Source organism: Psychrobacter sp. BF1 (assembly GCF_019279065.1).
Classification (GTDB): Bacteria; Pseudomonadota; Gammaproteobacteria; order Pseudomonadales; family Moraxellaceae; genus Psychrobacter; species Psychrobacter urativorans.
This window is the reverse complement of sequence record NZ_JAGYWV010000010.1, coordinates 28,766-51,745: the sequence shown is the minus strand read 5'-3', so window position 1 is coordinate 51,745 and position 22,980 is coordinate 28,766. Positions and strand designations below refer to the sequence as shown.

Sequence of the window (22,980 nt, the reverse complement as noted above, 5' to 3'; positions counted from 1 at the left end):
TAGTAACGAGAGTAATTTGAGCTTTCAACGTTAAACTTGCAGTCATTTATTTTAAGTGACAGGCTTTAAGCGACAGACTTTAACTGTTTATACAAAAATCATATTAAGACTTTTGTTATTAATGAAGTCTAGTGCCATACCGCCACCACGACTAACACAAGTTAAAGGATCTTCAGCGACAGAAACTGGTAGTCCAGTCTCTCTAGAGATTAGTTTATCCAAATCACGCAGTAAGGCACCACCGCCTGTGAGTATTATGCCACGCTCAGCAATATCTGATGACAGCTCTGGTGGTGTTTGCTCAAGCGCTGCTTTTACTGCGCTGACAATACCGCTTAAAGGATCGCTAAGCGCTTTTTGTACTTCTTCAGAATTGACAGTAAAAGTCTTAGGAACGCCTTCGGCCATACTACGACCACGGACTTCCACTTGTAATTGCTCGCTCTCATTAAGGGCAGAGCCTACTTCTTGTTTAATACGTTCAGCCGTTGTCTCACCGATAACACAGCCGTGAGTGCGACGTACATGAGTGATGATAGCTTCATCAAAGATGTCACCACCGATACGAATAGACTCAGCATAAACGCAACCAGACAAAGCGATGACTGCAATCTCAGTAGTACCGCCACCGATATCGACAACCATAGAGCCGCTAGCCTCATGTACCGGCAAGCCTGCTCCTATTGCAGCGGCCATTGGCTCTTCTAGCAGCAGCACTCTACTAGCCCCTGCTGAAGAAACTGCTTCACGAATAGCCTTACGTTCAACTAAAGTTGACTTACAAGGCACGCAAACCACTACGTTGGGCTGTGCCATAAAGCGTTTGGCTTTTACTTTAGCTATAAAGTGCTTCAGCATCTTTTGGGTGACTTCAAAGTCAGCGATCACACCGTCTTTTAATGGCCGAATAGCAGTGATGTTAGATGGAGTACGCCCAAGCATCTGCTTAGCATCGATTCCTACCGCTGCTACCGTTGGGTTTTGTGTGCGATTACTACGTAGGGCTACTACCGTAGGTTCATCGAGCACCACGCCTTTATTAGGAATAAAGATTAGGGTGTTCGCAGTACCAAGATCGATAGCGATATTATTTGACAAAAATCCAAACAGGTTCATGACTAGTTTATCCAGCGCTTTACAAATAAGGCAATTGAGGCGAATGAGATGGCTAAGACGTACTTATTGTCAACAAATAGGTTAGTGGTAGCCGCCTATAGTAGCGAAAGCTTACCCACACAACAAGTCGAACCTAAACAACAAAAATGAAATTGAAATAAATTATACCGATTTAGCTTGGTAAAAACACAGCTATTATGCATTAGTAAGATAATGAGTTTATTCTAAAATGCTAGAATTTGTTTCCGACAGCGCAATGACATAAGTCATGGTTAGTGCTATTAAGCACAAAGGCTGCAATTTTTTACAGTAAGGTTTACCTTCTACCCTTTATTCACTGTAACGCATTTAGAGTACCAATATCTGAGCTATTATTAATAACTAGATGAGGTATAGCGAGTATCGCCAATCAGATATCATTATCAAATAATCAAAGCAGCTGCTCTGTAAAATCAAGCTAGATGCTTTATAATAGCTCGTTTGTAATAGACTATTGCTAAAAACTATAACTATAACTATAACTATAACTATAACTATAACTATAACTAACTATAGGCTGTGTTGCTAGAATAAACAATTGTCACTAGGATAGAACGTACCATTTTAGGTCTATAAGGAAAAAACTGACTAGTAAAACAATTTTTGCCCTAAAGCTCACCAATTAGGCCCTAAAATATACGTTGGTCCCTAAATCTAAAGTTTTTATCCGTAAAAGTGCTATAAGTTCAGTTTTTTTAAGTGAATATTTGTGGGTTATTTTTATGGGGCTGTTTATATAAGGCTCTGTTAGCCAACACTAACTCTATGTGAACTAGCGTAGTGATTCACATTTATTATTATCAAGGCGTGTAAAATACTTATCTTTTAACATCGCTCTAAATCGGAGAAATTATGTCACAGCAAACGTCAACTAATAATAGTAGCGTCAGTCGTCAAGAAATCTTAGAAGTGGCCAGTTTGGCTCGGTTGGGTGTCGATGCAAATACCGCTGACAGTTATGCTAATGAGATCAGCAAAGTATTAGGTTTGATGCATACTTTAGCAGGCGTAAACACTGACGATCTTGCCCCTTTGGCTAATATTCATGAAGCTTGCCAAGACCTGCGCGCTGATATTGCCAAACACGATATCAACCGTGAACGCAATCAATCGGTTGCACCAGCAGTTGAAGAAGGCTTATACCTAGTACCGCAAGTTATTGAGTAGCTAATCGCTATAACTTTTTAACTACAGGTATTCTTATTTAGTGGCCCTGAGTATTATTATTCCTCTTAACTGCCATTATCTTATTCAGTGCTATGACTAGTGCTATCAACATTATGACGGACGACCCCTTATGTCTGAGATTCATCATTTAAGTACCCAGCAACTGATTGCTGGTTTACAAGACAAACAATTTAGCAGCCTTGAGCTGACCGAGCACTATATCAAGCGTATCAACGCTTTAGACAGCAAGATTAATAGCTTTATTACTCATACTTCTGAGACGGCCCTTGCCCAAGCAAAAGCGGCTGATGAGATGCGTGCGCAAGGTGATCAGCGTTTGCTACTCGGCATCCCTATGGCCAATAAAGATATTTTTTGTACTCAAGGGGTATTGACCACTTGCGGTTCAAAAATGCTGCACAACTTCATTTCACCTTATAACGCTACTATCGTCTCTAATATTGAAAAAGCGGGCATGATCAGCCTTGGTAAGCTCAATATGGATGAGTTCGCTATGGGCTCAGATAATGGTAGCTCGTACTACGGTGCTGTCCACAATCCTTGGGATCTAGAGCGTGTACCTGGTGGCTCATCAGGCGGTAGTGCAGCAGCAGTAGCAGCAGGGTTTGTGCCACTAGCTACTGGTAGTGATACCGGCGGCTCTATTCGTCAGCCAGCATCATTCTGTGGCTTAACGGGTATCAAGCCCACTTATGGACGAGTATCACGCTTTGGCATGATTGCTTATGCTTCAAGCTTAGATCAAGCTGGTAGTATGGGGCGTAGCGCTAGAGACTGTGCTTATCTATTGCAGCCAATGATAGGTCACGATCCACGCGATGCTACCTCTATCAAACACGATATGCCTAACTACGTTCATGACCTCGATGAAGCTGCTGCAAAAGCGGGAGATAAGCCATTTGCAGGACTGCGTATTGGAGTTGCCAAAGAGTACTTCGGTGCGGGTCTCGACCCTGAAGTTGAAACAGCAGTACGAGCAGCATTGAAAAAGTATGAAGAGTTAGGTGCTACGATTGTAGAAGTGACTATTACTGATCCTGAGATTACCTTAGCCACTTACTATATGATCGCTACCGCTGAAGCCTCGTCTAACTTGTCACGTTTCGATGGGGTGCGCTTTGGTTATCGTTGTGCAGATCCAAAAGATCTTATTGACCTTTATACTCGCTCACGCTCAGAAGGCTTTGGCCCTGAAGTGCAGCGCCGTATCTTAATGGGTACGTATGCGCTATCGGCTGGTTACTTTGATGCCTATTATACTAAGGCACAAAAAATACGCCGGATCATCGTTAAAGACTTTGCAGACGCTTTTGCTCATTGTGATGTGATTGCTAGCCCTACGGCTCCAACGGCTGCTTATAAGCTTAGTGAAGACTTGGATTCAGCCACTATGTATTTAGGTGACGTCTATACTATTGGGGTTAACTTAGCAGGCCTACCGTCAATCAGTCAGCCAGTAGGGCTCACTTCTGAGGGCTTACCTGTAGGACTGCAACTTATTGGTCAACATTGGCAGGAGAGTAAGCTACTGACTACCGCGCATCTGTTCCAACAGCATACCGATCATCATCTACAACATTCTGCTATCGCTAAGGAGACAGTATAATGACTACCGCAACAGCGACTACTGCTACTACCCCTACTGTCCGTAAAGACTTACTAGTTGATGGCTATGAAGTGGTCATCGGTATTGAGATCCATTGCCAGCTCAATACTGACAGCAAGATATTCTCTAGTGCTCCTACTGACTTCGGTCATGAGGCCAATACTCAAGCCAGCATCGTTGACTTAGGTTTACCCGGTGTACTACCAGTGCTCAATAGCGGCGTAGTCGAGCGGGCGCTAAAATTCGGTATTGGCGTCGATGCAGAGCTGGGTTTATTTAACACCTTTGATCGCAAGAACTACTTTTACCCTGATCTGCCAAAAGGCTATCAAATCACTCAAATGGCCAATCCAATCGTCGGTCGTGGTCATATCGATGTGCTAGTCAATGAAGGTGAAAAAAACGAATATCCTAAACGTATGGGTATTACTCGTGCGCATCTAGAAGAAGATGCTGGTAAGTCAGTACATGATGCTGTTGAAGGTATGACTGGTGTCGATCTTAACCGTGCTGGTACACCATTGATCGAAATCGTCTCTGAGCCCGATATGCGTTCTGCGGCTGAGGCGCTGGCCTATATTAAGGCCATTCATCAGCTGGTCACTTGGCTTGGCATCTCTGATGCGATTATGGCTGAAGGCTCGTTCCGCTGTGATTGTAACGTGTCGATACGTAGAGTTGGCGCGGCGCTGGGTACGCGTACTGAGCTGAAAAACTTAAACTCGTTTCGCAATATCGAACGTGCTATCCACCGTGAAATCGAGCGTCAAATTGATATCATCGAGGACGGCGGTGAAGTGGTACAGGCAACGATGCTCTATGATGCTGATGCCGACATCACACGCATTATGCGTATCAAAGAGAACGCTGATGACTATCGTTACTTCCCTGATCCTGATCTGCTACCAGTGCGTATTGAGCAGCATACTGTCGATGAAATCATTGCAGCGATGCCTGAATTACCCGTCGCTCGTCGTGCGCGCTTTGAGCATGACTTAGACTTATCAGAATATGACGCCCGTATCTTAACGGGTAGCCGCCAGCTAGCCGATTACTATGAAGCGGTAGTAGAAGCAACGGGTCAATCGCACGCTAAGATTGCCGCTAACTGGGTAATGGGTGATTTACTTGGTGCCCTAAATAAAGACGACAAACAGATTACTGAGTCTCCAATAAGTGCTAAACAGCTGGCTGGCATGTTGGAACGTATCTTCGATGATACTTTATCTGGCAAAATGGCCAAGAAGGTATTTAGTGCTTTATATGAACGCGCTGGTGGCGATAGTGATGATGCTGCTGATCAAATCATCGAAGCTCAAGGCTTAAAGCAAGAAACGGATACTGGTGCTATTAAAGCTATTGTCGAAGAAGTGATTGCTAACAATGCAACGATGGTAGAAGAATACCGTGGTGGTAAGCAAAAAGCCTTTAATGGTCTGGTCGGTCAAGTCATGAAAGCTAGTCGTGGTAGTGCTAATCCGCAACAAGTTAATGAGATATTAAAGGTTTTGTTGGATTAAGAAGTTATAATCAATAGCATGTACTGGCTACTGAGCGCAGAAACTTAGTAATAACCGCAAGCAATAATTAACCCTTGCAATATATAAGATTTTGCGTAAAATAGTCAGTCATTCGGGGCGTAGCGCAGTCTGGTAGCGCACTACACTGGGGGTGTAGTGGTCGCAGGTTCAAATCCTGCCGTTCCGACCAAACATAGATATAGGGTAGACCGTCATTGACTGTCTGCCCTTTATTTTGGGCGTTTTTTGGGTTTTCACTACTGTATAGGTGTATAGCGTTGTATATAAACTATTAGTGCGGAAAAACTATAGCTTAAAACACCTCAGTATAATGGCGAATATAACTGTTATTAATAAAAGCATTAAGTCGCTATTAAATAACGTGGCTCACCCTCAAAATCGCCGCTAGTATTATCAATACTGCGCCTATAGCTATCAGAACTCGTAACACTGTAGAACTACCCCTATTCATATTACTGCTGCTTATAGTCTGATGTGTAAATACCTAATTAAAACCAACATTCAATTATAAATCAAGTATATAAATATAGTTTTAAGTGGCCTTTATTTGCTATTACTTTGCTTAAATAGCATATTAGAATAATAAGTTTGCAACTAGCAGTGACAGATACTCACCCTACCTAGACTTTTATATGCCGAGCCGTTAGGGTGAATTCTTTACCAATCATTATGGTTCACCCTATGACCGAGCCTACCCCTACTCCTGATAATGCCAGCACTTATGCGCCTTGGGAACAGTTTCGCCGTCCTTATGTCCGTGATCTAGCTTACGTACTGGCCTGCCCTAATGTTTTGACTAAATGGCTCAATTTAGCACCGCCTCAAAACACTGCCGCTATTACCGTACATAGTGCCAGCTTCTGGCAAGCGCAGTTTGACAGTTATCTCACACGCTTACAGGAACTCGATACTACTCTTGACTATCAACAGTTGACCCGTTACCTATTGACAAGACCGAGTCCGAATCGTTTAGGGTTTCACTTTGAAGGATTATTATCGTTTTGGTTGACTGATGGTTATGCACATGGCCTGCATCCCTATGAAATAATAGCGAGCAACGTGCAGCTATATAAAGGTAAGCAGACTATTGGTGAGCTGGATTTGGTTTTATATAATCATCACCAAAAGCTCACTGAGCACTGGGAATTGGCGATTAAATTCTTTATGGGCTCAGCACCCTTTGCGCCTGAGAATTGGGTCGGTATCAACTCCAATGATAATTTGCAGCGTAAGATGGTCCACATGCAAACTAAGCAATTTTGTACCCTATGGATAGATACTAAGGATCATGGACGAGTAAAAATAGATAAGCGCTATGCGGTGATTAAAGGGCGATTTTTTCTACCTATTAATCATAATGACTTTGTTTATCCTGACTGGTTAGCCATCAGCTTCCCCATGCATAGATGGTACGATAGGCAAGATACAGCTAATCTAGCTGCCTTGGATTTAGCTACACTGCGACCAGCGCATTATGTAGAGTGGTTTACTAAGCGTGACTTTTATGATGACCCTCAACAGCCGCTACTATGGTCACAGAGTGAGCTACCAATGAGCGGCTTGTACTTTGACCATGATAAGCCGCTAGTGATCTACCCTGAGCAAGAAGTGCTAGTAGAAGCTAAACGCTGATCCCTGTTAATAACACCCCTATCAATAGCCGTAATAATACTAATAGTTTTCGATGGTCTCTAATAGCTTGTTATGAGCTTTAGTAACTCTCAATCACCTGCATAATCTCATATCTGAGCATATCAGCACTTGGCATACGCTCAGCATGAAAGCGTACGATAGCAATACCAGCACTGGCTAGCGCCTTATCCTTTTTATCATCGGCTTTTTGTCTAGCTTTACTGCTGTGCGTCCAATCATCTAACTCGATGGCAACTAAGGTCGTTTGGGCATCGATATCTGTAATGACATAATCAACGCTTTGTCGGCAGATACGATTGAACCAGAAGCTGCGTTCTGAGGCCTCCTCACTGTTGGCGGTGATAATCCGAGAAAGCTGAACTTGCACAAAGATATGGTATTCCGGCAGCGCATTTTGTAGCTTATTAAAAAACAGCACTTCAGTCTTAGTCATGATAGGCATAGGCTCAAATGGCCATATAGGTAAATCATCCCCACGTACTGGTTGAGGATCTGCTTCTTTGCTGGCAGAGCTGGGCTTAGTCAATAATTTTGGTAAGGTGATTAGCCCTAGAAACCCTACGGCCAAAAGCAAAAATATAACCCCAAATGACATAGCTTTACCTTATGTAAAGTTTAAGGCGATTGTGGCTGGTGCCAAGCAACCACAATCACAACATGGCAGCCATCATTGATTACCATGGTTATAAAAGAGAGAAAATAAAGTGCGGTTATACTAGCTGAGCTAATATTAATCAGCAATCCATAAATGATAAAACACGACATTTAATGTCGTGTTAGAGGATATAGCAACCAACTGGCTGCTAATAATAGCAGGAAAGACTTATAACATTGTTTATATGATGCTTTATATCAGCAAAGTCGATCAACGCCAGTATAGTACCCAAGCTCCATTGGAATTTACTTTAGGATCACTATCCACTTTATCCTTTAGAGCCAAAGCTGCTATTTTGCCGCGCTCAGGACCAACGATAACTCGTACACCTCGACTGGTATTACTTGTTTTTACTTTATAACCGGCATCTTTAAACTTCTTCACCACTTCATCCGCTGATGCTTGGTTACTTGCTAGTGCTACTTGGACACCAAAGCTGCCTTTAGCATCCGTTTCTTTGACTTCTTTTCGAGCTTCAACCAGTTTCTGCTGCGCTTGACGTTTGGTTTCAGCAGACCTTTTTGCTTGGGCCCGTTCATTGGCACGCGCTTTTTCGGCAGCTGCCGCTTCACGCTCTAGGCGTTGTACCTGTTTACGTGAAGGAATCACTATATTCTGGCCCAACTTTAAAGGGGCTGATGCAGAGGTATTATTTGCCTGCGCTAACGCAGCAACTGGCACATTATATTGTCGTGCTAACTTTATTAAACCGTCACCAGGTTTGACTTTATAATCTAAGGTAGAGGTGGGTGCTTCTGTCTTGGCAGCTTTGGCTGCTGCCGCTGCCTTTTGTTCAGCTCCTGCTTGCTGCTTAGCGGCTTTTTTTTCAGCAGCCAATTTTGCCTCTGCTTCGCGCTTGGTATCTGCTTTTTTCTTAGCACTATCTTCAGCGCGCTTTTTAGCTTCTGCCTGTTTTTTATCTAGTGTCTTTTTTTCAGCTTCTGCCTGTTTTTTATCCTCGGCTTGTTTTTCAGCTGCTAGCTTTTTTTTTGCTTCTGCTTGCTTCTTAGCTTCTGCTTGTTTCTTAGCTTGTGCTTGTTGTGCTTCCTTGTTAGTAGGGCTAGTAGCCTTAACTGTAGCAGCGGCTACCGTGTTAGTTGCCGTACTTACTCGTGGTTGAACTTTTGGTGCTACCACTGTAGTCTCAGCACTCTGCGAACTAGTACTAGCCTCCATATCTGGAGTAGTATTCTCAATATAGCGCTCGTTTTCATAACGTGATTTAGCTAATGCTTGGGACTCAGCAGTCTCTTGCTCAATTGAAAATTGCTGGGCACGTTTTTCTTGTTCGGCAACCCGAGCTGTGCGTTCCCTTTGCTTTTGTGCCAAAATACGTTTTTCAGTATCGATATCAGTAGTCAATGGGGCTGGCGTTGCTTGTTGTGTATCCGCCTTTTGGATCATAGCTGACTTATCAGCTGATTTATCGTTAGCGCCAATCTGTTGCACCATAGCAAATAGCATAACGCTACCGCCCATAATCATCCCAACGCCCAATAAGGCTTGTCTCGAAAAATTCATCCGTTCACATCTCTTAGTTGGTAAAAAGGTTGATTGAGCGACACGCTGTTGCCCCACCAGCTAGCCGTTTTTAAAACTCAATGACTGTCTGCCACCTTTTTGATTATAAAACATATTCTCAGCGCTGTCTGCTATAGCAGCACTGCTGTAAATTTTGACGGTTGCAGGCTGACGGTAAACTGTAAGAGTTAAGCCACATCCAAGGCTACTAGCGTCTCGCCAATAGTATGGAAAGATCCGCAAACGACTATTAAGTCTTGTGGCTGAGCCTCAGCTATCACCGCTGCTGTTGCTTGCTGCAAGTCAGCAAAGGCATGAATATTGCTTGCATCAACCTGACTAGCTAGTACAGTTTTTAACTGCTCTATAGAAGCCGCACGTGGATAATCAATCTCCCCAATAAACCAAGCACTAATCGGTAAATTAGCTTGCGTCAAACGTTGTACTACCATTGAGATATCTTTGTCAGCTAACATAGAGAATAGCATTTTAATAGTTGCAGGTTGCTTATTATCACTGCTTTGACTGTTTTGCTTGGCTTGCTTGGCTTGCTTGACTAAGTGCTGCTGCCAAAATGGTAACAGCTGCGCTAGTAAAAACTCAACCCCTTGCTCATTATGGGCAACATCAAACAACCAATAACGGTCTTTTATCTCGCGGTAATCAAAACGTCCTGCCAATTTGACAGTAGTGAGAGCTTTCTCAATGGCGTTAATATCTACTTCCAATGGACTAGCCAACACCGCTGATAGCGCGTTTGCGGTATTCGTTAAAGACAAAGCAGGTCGTGGCAGCTGTAGGGTGACAGCGGCATTGCTATACTGCCAAGTATTTTCATCGACCACACTATAACTAAAGTCTATTCCTACTTGATAGCAGCTGGCGTTATGCTGATTAATCAATTGCTGCACACTATTGGGCATCTCAGTAGCGCCATAAATCAGGCTGATATTATCACGTAAGATACCCGCTTTCTCGCTACCTATAGCCTCAACGTTATCCCCTAACCAATCGACATGATCAATACCTATATTAGTAATAACGGCTAAATCGGCATCGATAATATTGACTACGTCTAAGCGGCCACCAAGCCCTACTTCTAACACCCATACCTGACAGTCGGCTTCTGCAAATATCAACAAAGCCGCTAAAGTAGTCATCTCAAAAAAGGATAAAGTCAATCCGCACTGTAGACGGGCCGACTCCACTTTATCAAAAGCAGCGATGAGGGTCTCATCACTGACCATCTCGCCATTAATACGTACTCGCTCATTGAAATGGCTAAGATGCGGCGACTGATATAATGCAGTCTTATAGCCTGCTGCTTGGCAAAGTGCACTGATAACCGCAGTGGTTGAGCCTTTGCCATTAGTACCGGCGACCGTAAAGACATAAGTGTCCTCTTTGGCAGACTGTACGATGCCTAAATGCTCCGCTACGGGCAACACACGTGATAACCCCATATCTATCGCCGACACATGTATCTGCTGCATATAATCTAGCCATTGGGTCAAGCTAGCATCAGACTTAGGGCTATCAGGATTACTAGGTAAAGAGACGGACATGGACAAAACCTATATATAAAAGTAATAAAAATAAATGACTAGCTGAAATTTTACCCTAGTGTATAACAACAGCACTGAAAACCAAAATCGAAACCGCAGTTAACACAGTACTTAGGCCCTTAGAGTGACGATTACAGCCAATTGCGCTGCTAGTATAAAGCTAAAACCTTAGCCTAAAAGCAAAAATAGCACTTATCGTCAATTGACAATAAGTGCTATAGATACTTACTTAAAGAATGATCTTAACCAACTTTGCGGCACTAGATTATCAATTAAGCATCCACGTTAGGTTGACTGCACAGCTTAGCCAGTAAGCGATAGGTAGTATCAATGAGCTGATGACGATGAACGACTTCATCAACTACCCCATGCTCTAACAGAAACTCTGCACGCTGGAACGGCTCTTCTAAAGTTTCGCGCACCGTCTGCTCAATAACACGTTTACCGGCAAAGCCGATCATTGCTTTTGGCTCTGCTAAATGAATATCACCAAGCATAGCTAATGAGGCTGTTACCCCACCATAGACAGGATTAGTCAATACTACGATATAAGGAATACCTGCCAGCCTGAGACGCTCGATAGAGGCTGCTGTACGTGCCATTTGCATCAATGACAAGATACCTTCTTGCATACGTGCCCCACCTGACGCTGCAAAACAAATCAATGGCTTACGTTCCGCCAAAGATTTTTCAGCGGCTTGTACGAATCGATCGCCAACTACTGAGCCCATAGAACCGCCCATAAAGCGGAAGTCAAAGGCACAAGCAACCACTTCTATATTACGTAGTTTACCGTATAGCACTATTAGTGCTTCGCTCTCGCCAGTTTTGCTCTGTGCCTCAAGCATACGCTCTGGATAAGGCTTGCTATCGATGAAGCCTAAAGGATCTTTGGCAGTGAATTCCTGCCCGAGCTCGCCTTGGACTTCATCTAAAAACCATTGCAAACGCTCACGTGCAGACATCGGTAGATGATGATCACAAAGCGGGCAAACATAGCAGTTGAATATCAGAGCTGTATTGGTAATTACTGAATGACAATTACTACATTTAGTTGATGGTTCAGTCTCAACGGCGGTTAAAGGAGCCGTCAAGTTCTGTTTAACGCCAGGTACCGGGCGATTAAACCAAGAGTTACCAGCCGTATGAGTAGCGGCTACATCGCCATCGTTTTCAGTATTAGGTGCGGTTATAGTATCAGTCATATTATTCGCCATCATTAAAGGCTCATCAGCATTTTAGTTGTTGATTAATCGCTGAGAGTTAAATTGGGAGTTAAAGTCAGTCATAATATAAGCGGTGATGAGACACGCCTATGATAGTTGTAACAATTTATACGTTATATTAGTTTACACACGTAAACTAAATTTAGCAAAGTCATTCGTCTTTGTCATCACTAATATTATAAAAACCAACAGACCATACAATATCTAAACTTTGTTTAAGCTTGCTGTAGGCTATCTAACGCATCGCGTAGCTCGTCCATTTTTAGCATAATATTTTGCTGAGCACTAGCAACAGCATCAACATCATTAGCGTCTATACCAGCGAAATTCTGTACTAAGGCACTACCAACAATGATACCGTCAGCATGTTCACCAATCGCTTTAGCAGAGGCACCATCACGAATACCAAAACCTACGCACACTGGTAAATCAGTTTCTGCCTTAATGGCTTGTACTTGCTTCGCCACATCATCAGTGTCTAAAGTCGCTGAACCGGTGACACCTTTTAGTGATACGTAATAGATGTAGCCGCCACAATGAGCCAATACTTGCTGGCGACGCTCAGCTACCGTAGTAGGTGACAATAAGAAAATCTCATTCATCGAATTATCGGTTAGATGCTGAGTAAAGCTACCAGCTTCTGCTGGTGGCAAGTCGACCATTAAGATACCATCTACCCCTGACTGCTCACATAGTGCCACAAAATTATCATAACCAATGATCTCTACTGGGTTGAGATAACCCATCAAAATAATCGGCGTTTGGCTGTCTTGCTCACGGAACTTTGCCACCATCTTTAGCGCATCACGAGTACTAGTACCAGCGGCTAAAGCTCGCTCACCTGCTAAAGACACTGTTGGGCCGTCAGCCATAGGATCTGAGAATGGTAAGCCAAGCTCAATCATATCTGCGCCATGTTTCACTAAGTCATGTAGCAAGCCTACAGTAGTAGTAGGGTTAGGATCACCGGCCATTACGTAAGGAATTAAAGCTTTTTTATTTTGAGCTTTTAAAGTCTCAAAGGTACTTTCAATACGAGTCATAACGATCTCTTTATTATTTTTTAACAAGTTTAATTTTTATTATCAAATCACTCAATATATGTATTGGTGTGATTTGATAGTTATAAAAAATAGCTACTAAAACTCAAGCCCTTCTGCCTTCATGACAGAATGCAAATCTTTGTCTCCACGACCAGACATATTAACCACGATAGTCTGATCAGGGGTCATAGTCTTAGCAAGCTTGAGGGCATAAGCAAGCGCATGGGCAGATTCGAGTGCAGGAATAATCCCTTCTTTGCGCGTCGCTTGATGAAAGCCCTCTAGAGCTTCTTTGTCAGTACAGCCTACGTATTCAACTCGCTTCATGTCTTTTAGGAAGCTATGCTCAGGACCAACACCTGGATAATCAAGGCCAGCTGAGATAGAGTGTGTTTCTTGGATTTGTCCATCATCATCAGCCATTAGGTAAGTCCGGTTGCCATGCAATACCCCGATACGACCTGCAGCTAGTGGCGCAGAATGACGGCCGGTTTCGATACCATCACCAGTGGCTTCAACGCCATACATTTTTACAGCAGTATCGTTCAAAAAGTCAAAGAACAGGCCAATAGCGTTAGAGCCACCCCCTACACAAGCTACCAGCGCATCTGGTAATTTGCCGGTTTTTTCTAAATGCTGTACACGCGTTTCTTTACCAATAATTGCCTGAAAGTCACGCACTAATAACGGATAAGGATGCGGGCCTGCGACAGTACCAATAACATAATAAGTAGTATCAACGTTAGTTACCCAGTCGCGCATTGCTTCGTTCAAAGCGTCTTTTAGAGTACGCGAACCAGAAGTAACTGGCACTACAGTAGCGCCCAATAGCCGCATGCGATAAACGTTCATCTTCTGGCGTTCAACATCGTCAGCACCCATGTAGACTACACACTCTAGCCCTAAACGTGCGGCAATCGTAGCGGTAGCTACACCGTGCTGTCCAGCACCAGTCTCAGCGATAATACGCTTTTTGCCGCACATCTTAGCCAACAAGGCCTGACCGATAGCGTTATTCACCTTATGAGCGCCAGTGTGATTAAGATCTTCACGTTTAAAATAAATCTGTGCCCCACCCATCTCATCACTCAAGCGTTTGGCATGATATAACGGGGTTGGGCGACCGACATAATTGACTAAATCATCATGGTACTCTTTCCAAAATGCTGGATCGGCCTTGACTTTGTTATATAGCGCTTCTAACTCTTCTAGAGCAGCCATCAGGGTTTCAGAGACAAAACGTCCGCCATGTACGCCAAAATGTCCACGGGCATCAGGATATTGATTAAAGTCTTGCACGTTTTCTGGATTGCTAAAACTATTAACTGCTTCTGGGGTAGAAGAAGACTTAGTATTGGGGGTTTGGTTTGCTACAGAACTCATAATAATTCCTACGATAAGGGGTTTTTTATAGTAATAACTCAAAAAGTTAATGACTTAAATGAGTGGTGAACAATTAACTTTGAAAAGTGATGATAAAAATGAGGTGTCAGAAGATTCAAGGACTTGTCCTAAAACCTTAGCAAGCAAATAAACCATGACTAAGCATTCAAAACTAAGCATTCAAAACCAGGTGTTGAAAACTTGGTATTCAAAACTAAGCATTGAGAAATAAGCGTGAAAAGCTAAGTATTAACTTCTAGCTAATAAAAACTAGGGATAAAGAACCAAGCATTTAACTCTACTTACTTAAGCTTTAGTTGGCTACTGCTGCACTGTGCGCTGCGCTTTGCCATCGATCGTTGTTAATGGCTTTCATAAAGCTACGCATTTTGGCATTGTCTTTTATACCTTTAGCGCTCTCTATACCGCCACTTACATCGACGCCGTAGATAGGTAAATCTAGAGTAGCAGCGACATTTTGGTCGTCGAGGCCACCAGCTAGAATAATCGGTAGCACACTATCAGTCGGTATTAAACTCCAATCGAAGCGATCGCCAGTACCACCGTACTTATGCTGATGATAAGCATCGAGTAATATACTGCTAGCACCTGCTGCTGCAAACTGCTCAATCCTAGCACTAACGCTAGCTGGGGTATGTCGCTGAGTATCTATACGCAAAGCTTTTATCCAGCGTTTATTGACTACGCCAGCGAGCTGCTGGCACTGCTCAGGGCTTTCGTCACCATGGAATTGAATAATATCAAAGGCCACTTGCTTAGCCAATTCAATGAGCTCAGCTTCAGCCATATTAACTACTAAAGCTACTACACTGACGAATGCAGGCAGCGCCGCACTTAAAGTTTGCGCTTGTGCCCAACTGACTGCTCGTGGGCTTGGTGGATAAAACACTAAACCTACCGCATCTACCCCTAATAGGGTAGCAGTATTTATATCATCGATTTGAGTGAAACCACAGAACTTTACGCGCATCGTATAACCTTACGAACAGCAAACGTTGATTAGGGATAGAATACCAAGTAAATCATAAAAAATGCTGGTAATAAGTGATGATAATTTGTTATTTAGATAGCAAATGAATTGCATACAAAAACTTATCCTAGCATACTTTTATTCATAGTTTTGTTTATGATTAAAATAAGGATTTCTCAATGTCTATAAAGACAGCGTCAATTAACGATAATACTAACCAAGTTGACCAACAAGCTGATAGTAGCAACCTACCCTCACCCCACTATTTGATGTGGTTTCGCCGTGATTTGCGTATTCACGACAATACAGCTTTGACAGCGCTCTGTGAACGGGCCGTTACTGAACACTCTACTGACGATATAAATGCTGAAAACATAAAAATTTCCGCCGTATATTTTTGTACTCCTGAACAGTGGCTTGAGCACGATAACTCAGTAGCACAAGTCGATCATATTGCGCGCACGCTGCCGATCCTTGCTGAGGACTTGTATAAGCAATTAAATATTACTCTAAGCGTCTACGTTTGCCCTGACTTTGCAGCTTGTGCAGAGGCTATGAATGAGCTATGCATTAGTCAAAATGTCAGTTGTCTCATGGCCAATCACGAATACGAAGGTAATGAAATCGACCGTGATCGACAGCTAACAGAGCGATTAGCAAAGCATGATATTGAGTTTATCCGCTGGCATGACCAATGTGTCTTACCGCCCCTTAGTATCACTACTAACGACGGTGATAGTATGTACAAAGTGTTTACCCCTTTTTATAGAAAATGGCGAGACACCGTAGAAGCCAGTCAAATGCATAGTCATGATGCTCAACAGCTGGCTAGTAATAAAAACAGCACGGAACCAACTGCGCTAAAATCAGTATCTGCTAGCGCTCATAACACTGAGGGCAATAGTAGCGAGATAAGCTCATTAGGCGATCAGCTGGTTAATGACTATCAACAAGCTCTGCTCAGCAACAAAGAGCTTAAAGGATACAGCGATAGCACGGCGCAACTTAAACAGTCACGTGCTGACTACCCTGCTGGAGAAACAGCAGCTAAGGAACAACTGGCGCAGTTTATAGCCGACGATATCGACAATTATAATATCAGTCGCGATGTCCCAAGCTTGCAGGCCACTAGCCATATGTCTGCCTACCTAACTATCGGAGCCATCAGTGCTAGAGAGTGCTATATGCAAGCGGCAAAAGCGCAACAACAGTTGGAGGTTCATGACAGTGATAGTGAAGATATCAACCGCTGGATTAGCGAGCTGGCATGGCGCGACTTCTATCGTCATGTGCTAGTAGAGAAGCCTGAACTGATTCGGCATCAAGCTTATAAAAAGGCTACCGATGAAAAGGTTGACTGGTCTTATGATAAGCAGGACTTTGCTGCTTGGTGTGCTGGTAAAACTGGGGTGCCATTGGTAGATGCAGCGATGCGCTGTCTCAATGCGACAGGCTTTATGCACAATCGTTTGCGTATGGTGACTGCGATGTTTTTGACTAAGGATTTGTTGATTGATTGGCGGTGGGGCGAGCGTTACTTTATGCAGCAGCTGATAGATGGCGACTTTGCTTCTAACAATGGCGGCTGGCAATGGAGTGCTTCGACTGGCACCGACTCTTCGCCCTACTTCCGCATTATGAATCCCTTTAGCCAAGCTAAGAGCCATGACCCTGATGCGATCTTTATTAAAACTTGGCTGCCTGAGCTAAAAGCGCTTCCTGCCAGCATCTTACATAGCGAAGATAAAATGCGTAAAGCTTTTAGTAGCGGTGGTAAGTTCGTTAATACTGCCTACCCGGCGCCGATAGTTGAACATAAACAAGCTCGACTAGCCGCTATTGCTGAATTTAAGAAATAACTGTTAAAGAGTAACTGTTAAAAAGTAACTGTCAAAAAGTAGCTACTAAAAGTGGGCCATTAAAAAGCGGCCTTTAATAGACCGCCCTCAATAATAAACTGGTAAAAAACGCTTATATTACATCAGCAACCTGAAAATAAACGGTGGTAGATTAATAGGTGTAGATAAGCGTATTCTAAGATGCTGTGGCGTTACTCATTGGCATCTGACAAGCGCCAGTACCTTGCGTATTAACCGTAACGGTCGCCCCTGTTAAAGAAAACAGCTGCTGCAACTGAGTTTGAGCGTTTTCGAGAGCGATCGTCATAACATCGCCACGACAAGCGCGCTCTAGTACTTCTTTTTTGGCCATGCTCTGCGCTTGCGCCAAAATAGCAGGGTCTACTTGCATCATGCCGAATACCCCAGTTTGCCAATCATAAATCTCTATATCATCCAAATACACTGCGAATATCTCTGAGGGCGGTATAGTAATAATGATCTGCGGCATAGTAGAGACGGGGTTATTCGCATCGATAGACTGCGCGCCCTTACCCTCTACATTCAGCGGTTCAGCAGGCTGTACTACTTGTACCATCTCAGGAGTCAAAGCACTCAAATCGATACCCGCTTGCACCCGACCTTTAGCGATAAATAAAGCCTTTTGCTCATCTTGCCACAACTTCATCCAACTGCCCGCGCGTTCGCTAGTAATGATAGTATCCACATTAAAAGCCACAGTCTGTAAACGATTGAGCTGCTGAATCCGAGTGACTACCCCCTCGCGAGTGATAGTATTAATTTTTGCCTCATCTTGACTGCTTTGAGAAATATAAATAGCCGCTACTAAAGCTGCCAAACCAATAATCAGCAATAACCAAGACATTTTTGCAATGGTTGGTTTCGATTTAGGCTGCTTACTAAGCGAACTATCGCTGTTGACAGGTTTATGGTCAGACGTGGTCATATCAGCTACCTCATAAAAGTTATTAATAATAGATAAAAGCGCTACAAGCCTTAGATACTTTGCTATAAATGCTGCTTGCTAGCTGTCAGTTCAAGTAACCGCTACTATATCTCTACACAATTGCTGAGAGAGCAGGTAGCTATAGTCAGGTAGTTATAGTCAGACCCATTCTGCTATGTTGCTATAAAAATTAGTCGATAGGTCTTTATTAGTAGCGTAACTTTACGGTTTAAGCTTAGTTATAGTTGAAAAGATAAAAAGTCATTGCGTCTTAGGCGAACTTTACCTACCATAGTCCATAGCTGTCTATGCTAGGTTGTGTCTATGCTGTATAAGCACAATTAACTATCAAGCTACTGGCTTGATAAGTACTTATTATAAGTATAGCTATGGACACCCTAACCGTTAGATATACCCCACTAAGAAGGCAAATCAAAGGTGAGATTAAACTATTAATCGAACTCCCAGTGCCTTATTTATTTATTGTTTGATCGTTGATAAGGTTACGCTTTATTTATGAAAGCCAGTCAGTTTTTGTTCGCTACGCTAAAAGAGACCCCGAGTGATGCCGATATCGCCTCAAGCCAGCTAATGGTTCGTGCCGGTCTTATCCGCAAAATCGCTTCTGGATTATATATATGGTTGCCGCTAGGTTTGCGAGTCCTGCAAAAAGTTGAGCGCATTGTTCGTGAAGAGATGCAGAATGTTGGGGCACAAGAAGTGCTAATGCCAATGACTCAGCCTGCTGAGCTTTGGCAAACCACTGGTCGTTTCGACGATTATGGTCCTGAGCTGTTACGCTTCAAAGATCGTCACGATCGCGACTTCGTATTGGGACCTACTCACGAAGAAGTTATTACTAACTTGGCACAAGGTGAACTACGTAGTTATAAGCAACTGCCTATTACCTTTTTCCAAATTCAGAATAAGTTCCGTGATGAGATTCGTCCCCGCTTTGGCATAATGCGCGCTCGTGAATTCACTATGAAAGATGCCTATTCTTTCCATGTCGATCAAGCTTCATTAGCCAAGACTTATCAAGAAATGTTCGAAGCTTACGTGCGTATCTTTACTCGCTTAGGCTTAGATTTCCGTGCTGTACAAGCGGACACTGGCTCGATTGGTGGCTTTGCCTCACACGAGTTCCATGTACTGGCCGATAGCGGTGAAGATGATATCGCCTTCTCTGATGCCTCTGATTATGCGGCTAACGTCGAACTTGCTGAGTCAATCAGTACTGCTGAGCGTCAAGCCCCTACTGCTGAACGTCAAGACGTACTCACTGAGAACATGCCTACTTGTGAAGCAGTCGCTGAACATTTACAGGTTCCATTAGCAACTACCGTTAAGACCCTTATTGTCCACGGTCATACTGTAGAGGGTGATAAGCAGCTTATCGCTTTAGTGTTGCGTGGTGATCATAAGCTCAACACTATTAAAGCGGAAAAAATAGAAGAAGCTGATACGCCTTTAACTATGGCTTCAGAAGAAGAGTTAAAAGCAGCTGGTCTACATAAAGGCTATATTGGCGTTGAGCTAGATATGCCAGTGTTTGTTGATCGTGCGGCAGCAGCGCTTTCCGATTTTGTTTCTGGTGCTAATGAAGTTAATAAACATACTATCGGCATGAACTGGGCTCGCGACGCTAACATTACTCGTATTGTCGATATTCGCAACGTCAATGAAGGCGATCCTTCTCCTGATGGCAAAGGTACTTTACAGATCAAACGTGGTATCGAAGTTGGCCATATCTTCCAGTTGGGTGATAAGTACTCACGAGCGATGAACTGTAGCGTATCGGGTGAAGATGGCAAGCCAGTTATCTTGATGATGGGCTGTTACGGTATAGGTGTTAGCCGTATTATTGCCGCTGCTATCGAACAGAACCATGATGAAAACGGGGTGATGTGGCCAGTAACTCCTAACGTTAGTGATTCGCTAGCGCCTTTTGAAGTAGCTATCGTGCCGATGAAGTCTAAAGAAGATACGGTGATGCAAACGGCTACTGCTCTATACGAAGAGCTAAAAGCGGCTGGTATTAATGTATTGCTTGATGATCGTAACGAGCGTCCAGGCGTTAAGTTTGCTGATTTAGAACTGATCGGTATTCCGCATCGTATCGTTGTCTCAGATCGTAACCTTGCTGAAGACAAGTATGAGTACGTCAATCGCCGTGACAGTGAAAAGCTTATGCTTAGCCGTGATGAAGTACTAGCAAAAATTAGTGCTAAATAGCGTTATTGTTAGTAAATACTGAGTTAGTAAATACTAAGTTAGTAAATACTGAGTTAATAAAAACAACTGTTAACTAGCTCAGCAAGATAATAATCAGTATAGAAAAGCGCCTGTCTTATTCAATAAGATAGGCGCTTTTTTTGCTTATAATCAGCATTGGCTATGAATCGGCTTTATTCACAGACTGGTTTATTTATACCTTATCCTCATCAATAGCCCTATTGACGGATTAGACGACTCGGCTTAGGTAATAAACTTAGATCACTGACTCGGCAAGGATTGATATCGATACCGCCGCGGCGTGTATACCAAGCTCTTACCATTAATTCACTGGGCTGGAAATGCTGGCTTAAATCCGCAAATATCTGCTCTACACATTGCTCATGAAAGCCATTATGCTGACGAAAGCTTAATACATAACGCAGCATATCAGCATGAGCAACTGTGTTGGCGCTGGTCATGGTAACGGCTAAGGTACCCCAATCTGGCTGATTGGTCACCGGACAATTACTACGCAACAGGTTGGAGTAAAAACTAACGCTGTGCTGTACTGGCGGTTGTTTGTTAACACTATTGTCTGACCCAGCCTTTAATAGAGAAGCGTCAGGATGTAGGGTCAATGCCACCTTGTCTGCACACTCTGCTAAAGCATCATCGATACTAGTCCCTTCTGGCTCAATGATTAGCAATCCCGACTGCATATCATCTAACGCTATTAACTCAACGCTTACCTGTGCTTGGACGCAAGCTGATAGGTCTTTGGCAAGCAAGGTTTGTACTTGCTGCCAGTTAGCGAACTCAGTAAAGTTAAGACTATTTAAGTACAGCTTTAACGATTTGGACTCAACGATATAGGCTGAAGTCGCTGGAATACTAAAGCGGGCCATTGCTACTTGCGAGATACCTTGCAGATTAAGCCATGACATCTCAAAAGCATGCCACCAGTCCATACCCACTTGCAGCTTGTGCTGTTGCCAGCCGATAACATCACGACCTATGCTACGAGCAATCGGATATAGCGTCTCTGGGCTGTACTGAGTGGGATAGTCAGTAGTTTGCTCACCTAAAATACCGTGAATACTCATAAATTACCTTTGAAATTCGCCATGACTTTAAAAAAGAATAGTCATGTATAAAAAGAGAATCATTTTACCTTAATGTAGGGCTTGTTGAAAAACCATTACTGAATCTCACATTCTAAAACCAAGCTATTTTCAAATATGATGTGACGATGTTAGACACATGGGTGGGGCGCAGCTTGCGATCTCTAACCTTCCGTCGCTACTCTTCAATTACTTGACGCTTTTTAGCCTCGACTGTAGCGGTTATCCTTGTCTGATTGCTAGGTTGCGACGGCTTGGCTGGGCTGAGTCTCGCGGCAGCAGGAATCGGCTCAGCCATTAGCCGACGCCCTAGCAGACTGGCAAGATAATAGCGGACGGCGAGATTGGCTAGCAAAAATCAAATAATCGCCAATGCACTCTCATAGAATTAGCTACTAGCTATTCGCGGTTAGAAAGAATGAAAAACTGCCCTTTGTAGCGAGAATAAAAAAAGCCCAACCACGTTGGACTTTTTATAGAGCTCTATTCTAGCTGTCAGCAATCCCTTTACAAGCGAATGCGTGAGCCATTACTAAGCAAACGATAACAGATAACATAGAATATTACGCAGAAGGCAAAAATAGCCGCCATTGAGTACCAAACGTTGACGTCAGAATAGCCCAAAATACCATAGCGAAAAGCGTTAACCATATAGACAATTGGGTTTAATAAGGAGATGTTTTGCCAAAAGCTCGATAAGTCTTCCATTGAATAAAACACCCCACCTAAGAAGGTTAGAGGCGTTAATACAAAGCTTGGAATGATGGAGATATCATCAAAAGAGCGCGCATATACGGCGTTAATAAAACCGCCCAATGAGAACAAAATTGACGTCCCTAAAACGGTGAATATAGTGACAAATAAATGCTCTATACCCAGCTCAGTAAAAAACAGCGCCACGATTGAAACAATGACAGCGATAGTCAAGCCGCGAAAAATACCGCCACTAACATATCCCATCAAGATTGCATGCTTAGAGACGGGAGAGACTAATAGCTCCTCAATACTAGCGGTAAACTTAGCACTAAAAAAGCTCGATACCACGTTCGAGTAGCTGTTGGTAATGACTGCCATCATAATCAAGCCCGGCACGATGAACTGCATATAAGGCACACCGCCCATTTCGCCAACTCTATCGCCTATCATCGTCCCAAAAATCACAAAATATAGCGCCATAGTAATCACTGGCGGTAGTAATGTCTGCGGCCAAATACGTAAGATTCGGCGAATCTCTTTCATAAATATAGTATTAAAAGCTATCCACTTCTTGTTCCATGACATGGTTTCGTTAGGATCTATTCTTATGTCCT

17 protein-coding genes and 1 tRNA gene are annotated in these 22,980 nt (G+C 43.2%); 7 read left to right on the top strand and 11 right to left on the bottom strand.

Features of this window, described 5'->3' with window-relative positions; genetic code table 11:
* Positions 1 to 87: 87 nt before the first annotated feature.
* Positions 88 to 1,116, bottom strand: coding sequence for a rod shape-determining protein (locus KZA12_RS11395; protein ID WP_201622997.1), 1,029 nt, complete (start codon positions 1,114 to 1,116; stop codon positions 88 to 90).
* A gap of 891 nt (positions 1,117 to 2,007) precedes the next feature.
* Here KZA12_RS11395 and gatC point away from each other — a divergent pair.
* From gatC to KZA12_RS11370, 5 genes are all read left to right on the top strand, one after another.
* Positions 2,008 to 2,322, top strand: a complete 315-nt coding sequence (gatC, locus tag KZA12_RS11390) for an Asp-tRNA(Asn)/Glu-tRNA(Gln) amidotransferase subunit GatC (protein WP_218690318.1) — start codon at positions 2,008 to 2,010, stop codon at positions 2,320 to 2,322.
* A 130-nt stretch (positions 2,323 to 2,452) separates the two neighbouring features.
* On the top strand, positions 2,453 to 3,949 hold the full coding sequence (gene gatA, locus KZA12_RS11385; RefSeq protein ID WP_218690317.1) for an Asp-tRNA(Asn)/Glu-tRNA(Gln) amidotransferase subunit GatA: 1,497 nt from the start codon (positions 2,453 to 2,455) through the stop codon (positions 3,947 to 3,949).
* Entirely contained in the window at positions 3,949 to 5,469 is a 1,521-nt protein-coding gene (gene gatB, locus KZA12_RS11380; protein WP_218690316.1) for an Asp-tRNA(Asn)/Glu-tRNA(Gln) amidotransferase subunit GatB, read from the top strand. The genes gatA and gatB overlap by 1 nt, the downstream gene beginning before the upstream one ends.
* 113 nt (positions 5,470 to 5,582) lie before the next feature.
* Positions 5,583 to 5,659 (top strand) — tRNA-Pro (locus KZA12_RS11375).
* Positions 5,660 to 6,171: 512 nt separating this feature from the next.
* Positions 6,172 to 7,122: a DUF1853 family protein gene (locus KZA12_RS11370; RefSeq protein WP_218690315.1), complete on the top strand. Its 951-nt coding sequence runs from the start codon at positions 6,172 to 6,174 to the stop codon at positions 7,120 to 7,122.
* Positions 7,123 to 7,201: 79 nt separating this feature from the next.
* Here the strand turns inward: KZA12_RS11370 and KZA12_RS11365 are convergent, their stop codons facing one another.
* From KZA12_RS11365 to KZA12_RS11335, 7 genes are all read right to left on the bottom strand, one after another.
* Complete coding sequence (locus tag KZA12_RS11365; RefSeq protein ID WP_218690314.1) at positions 7,202 to 7,738, bottom strand: DUF2726 domain-containing protein; 537 nt, start codon at positions 7,736 to 7,738, stop codon at positions 7,202 to 7,204.
* Between the two features lie 270 nt (positions 7,739 to 8,008).
* The gene (locus KZA12_RS11360; protein ID WP_218690313.1) at positions 8,009 to 9,319 is read right to left on the bottom strand and encodes a LysM peptidoglycan-binding domain-containing protein; all 1,311 of its coding nucleotides are present in this window, start codon (positions 9,317 to 9,319) and stop codon (positions 8,009 to 8,011) included.
* A gap of 188 nt (positions 9,320 to 9,507) precedes the next feature.
* Positions 9,508 to 10,884: a folylpolyglutamate synthase/dihydrofolate synthase family protein gene (locus KZA12_RS11355; RefSeq protein WP_218690312.1), complete on the bottom strand. Its 1,377-nt coding sequence runs from the start codon at positions 10,882 to 10,884 to the stop codon at positions 9,508 to 9,510.
* Between the two features lie 272 nt (positions 10,885 to 11,156).
* Positions 11,157 to 12,101: an acetyl-CoA carboxylase, carboxyltransferase subunit beta gene (gene accD, locus KZA12_RS11350; RefSeq protein ID WP_218690354.1), complete on the bottom strand. Its 945-nt coding sequence runs from the start codon at positions 12,099 to 12,101 to the stop codon at positions 11,157 to 11,159.
* A 224-nt stretch (positions 12,102 to 12,325) separates the two neighbouring features.
* On the bottom strand, positions 12,326 to 13,153 hold the full coding sequence (gene trpA / locus KZA12_RS11345) for a tryptophan synthase subunit alpha (RefSeq protein WP_201622989.1): 828 nt from the start codon (positions 13,151 to 13,153) through the stop codon (positions 12,326 to 12,328).
* A gap of 96 nt (positions 13,154 to 13,249) precedes the next feature.
* The gene (trpB, locus tag KZA12_RS11340) at positions 13,250 to 14,536 is read right to left on the bottom strand and encodes a tryptophan synthase subunit beta (protein ID WP_256932952.1); all 1,287 of its coding nucleotides are present in this window, start codon (positions 14,534 to 14,536) and stop codon (positions 13,250 to 13,252) included.
* 313 nt (positions 14,537 to 14,849) lie between these two features.
* The gene (locus tag KZA12_RS11335) at positions 14,850 to 15,527 is read right to left on the bottom strand and encodes a phosphoribosylanthranilate isomerase (RefSeq protein ID WP_201622988.1); all 678 of its coding nucleotides are present in this window, start codon (positions 15,525 to 15,527) and stop codon (positions 14,850 to 14,852) included.
* A 179-nt stretch (positions 15,528 to 15,706) separates the two neighbouring features.
* On the opposite strand from KZA12_RS11335, the gene KZA12_RS11330 reads away from it, so the two are divergent.
* Positions 15,707 to 17,386: a deoxyribodipyrimidine photo-lyase gene (locus tag KZA12_RS11330; protein ID WP_218690311.1), complete on the top strand. Its 1,680-nt coding sequence runs from the start codon at positions 15,707 to 15,709 to the stop codon at positions 17,384 to 17,386.
* 175 nt (positions 17,387 to 17,561) lie between these two features.
* Here the strand turns inward: KZA12_RS11330 and KZA12_RS11325 are convergent, their stop codons facing one another.
* Positions 17,562 to 18,332 carry a DUF4230 domain-containing protein gene (locus tag KZA12_RS11325; RefSeq protein WP_218690310.1) on the bottom strand — a complete coding sequence of 257 codons (771 nt, stop codon included), beginning with the start codon at positions 18,330 to 18,332 and terminating at the stop codon, positions 17,562 to 17,564.
* 516 nt (positions 18,333 to 18,848) lie between these two features.
* Between KZA12_RS11325 and KZA12_RS11320 the strand changes: the two genes are divergently transcribed.
* On the top strand, positions 18,849 to 20,567 hold the full coding sequence (locus KZA12_RS11320) for a proline--tRNA ligase (protein ID WP_218690309.1): 1,719 nt from the start codon (positions 18,849 to 18,851) through the stop codon (positions 20,565 to 20,567).
* A 218-nt stretch (positions 20,568 to 20,785) separates the two neighbouring features.
* On the opposite strand, the gene queF is transcribed toward KZA12_RS11320, so the two are convergent.
* A complete protein-coding gene (gene queF, locus KZA12_RS11315; RefSeq protein WP_218690308.1) occupies positions 20,786 to 21,652 on the bottom strand; it encodes an NADPH-dependent 7-cyano-7-deazaguanine reductase QueF in 867 nt (288 codons plus the stop codon).
* Positions 21,653 to 22,177: 525 nt separating this feature from the next.
* The gene (locus KZA12_RS11310; protein WP_201623072.1) at positions 22,178 to 22,951 is read right to left on the bottom strand and encodes an ABC transporter permease; all 774 of its coding nucleotides are present in this window, start codon (positions 22,949 to 22,951) and stop codon (positions 22,178 to 22,180) included.
* Positions 22,952 to 22,980 lie beyond the last annotated feature (29 nt).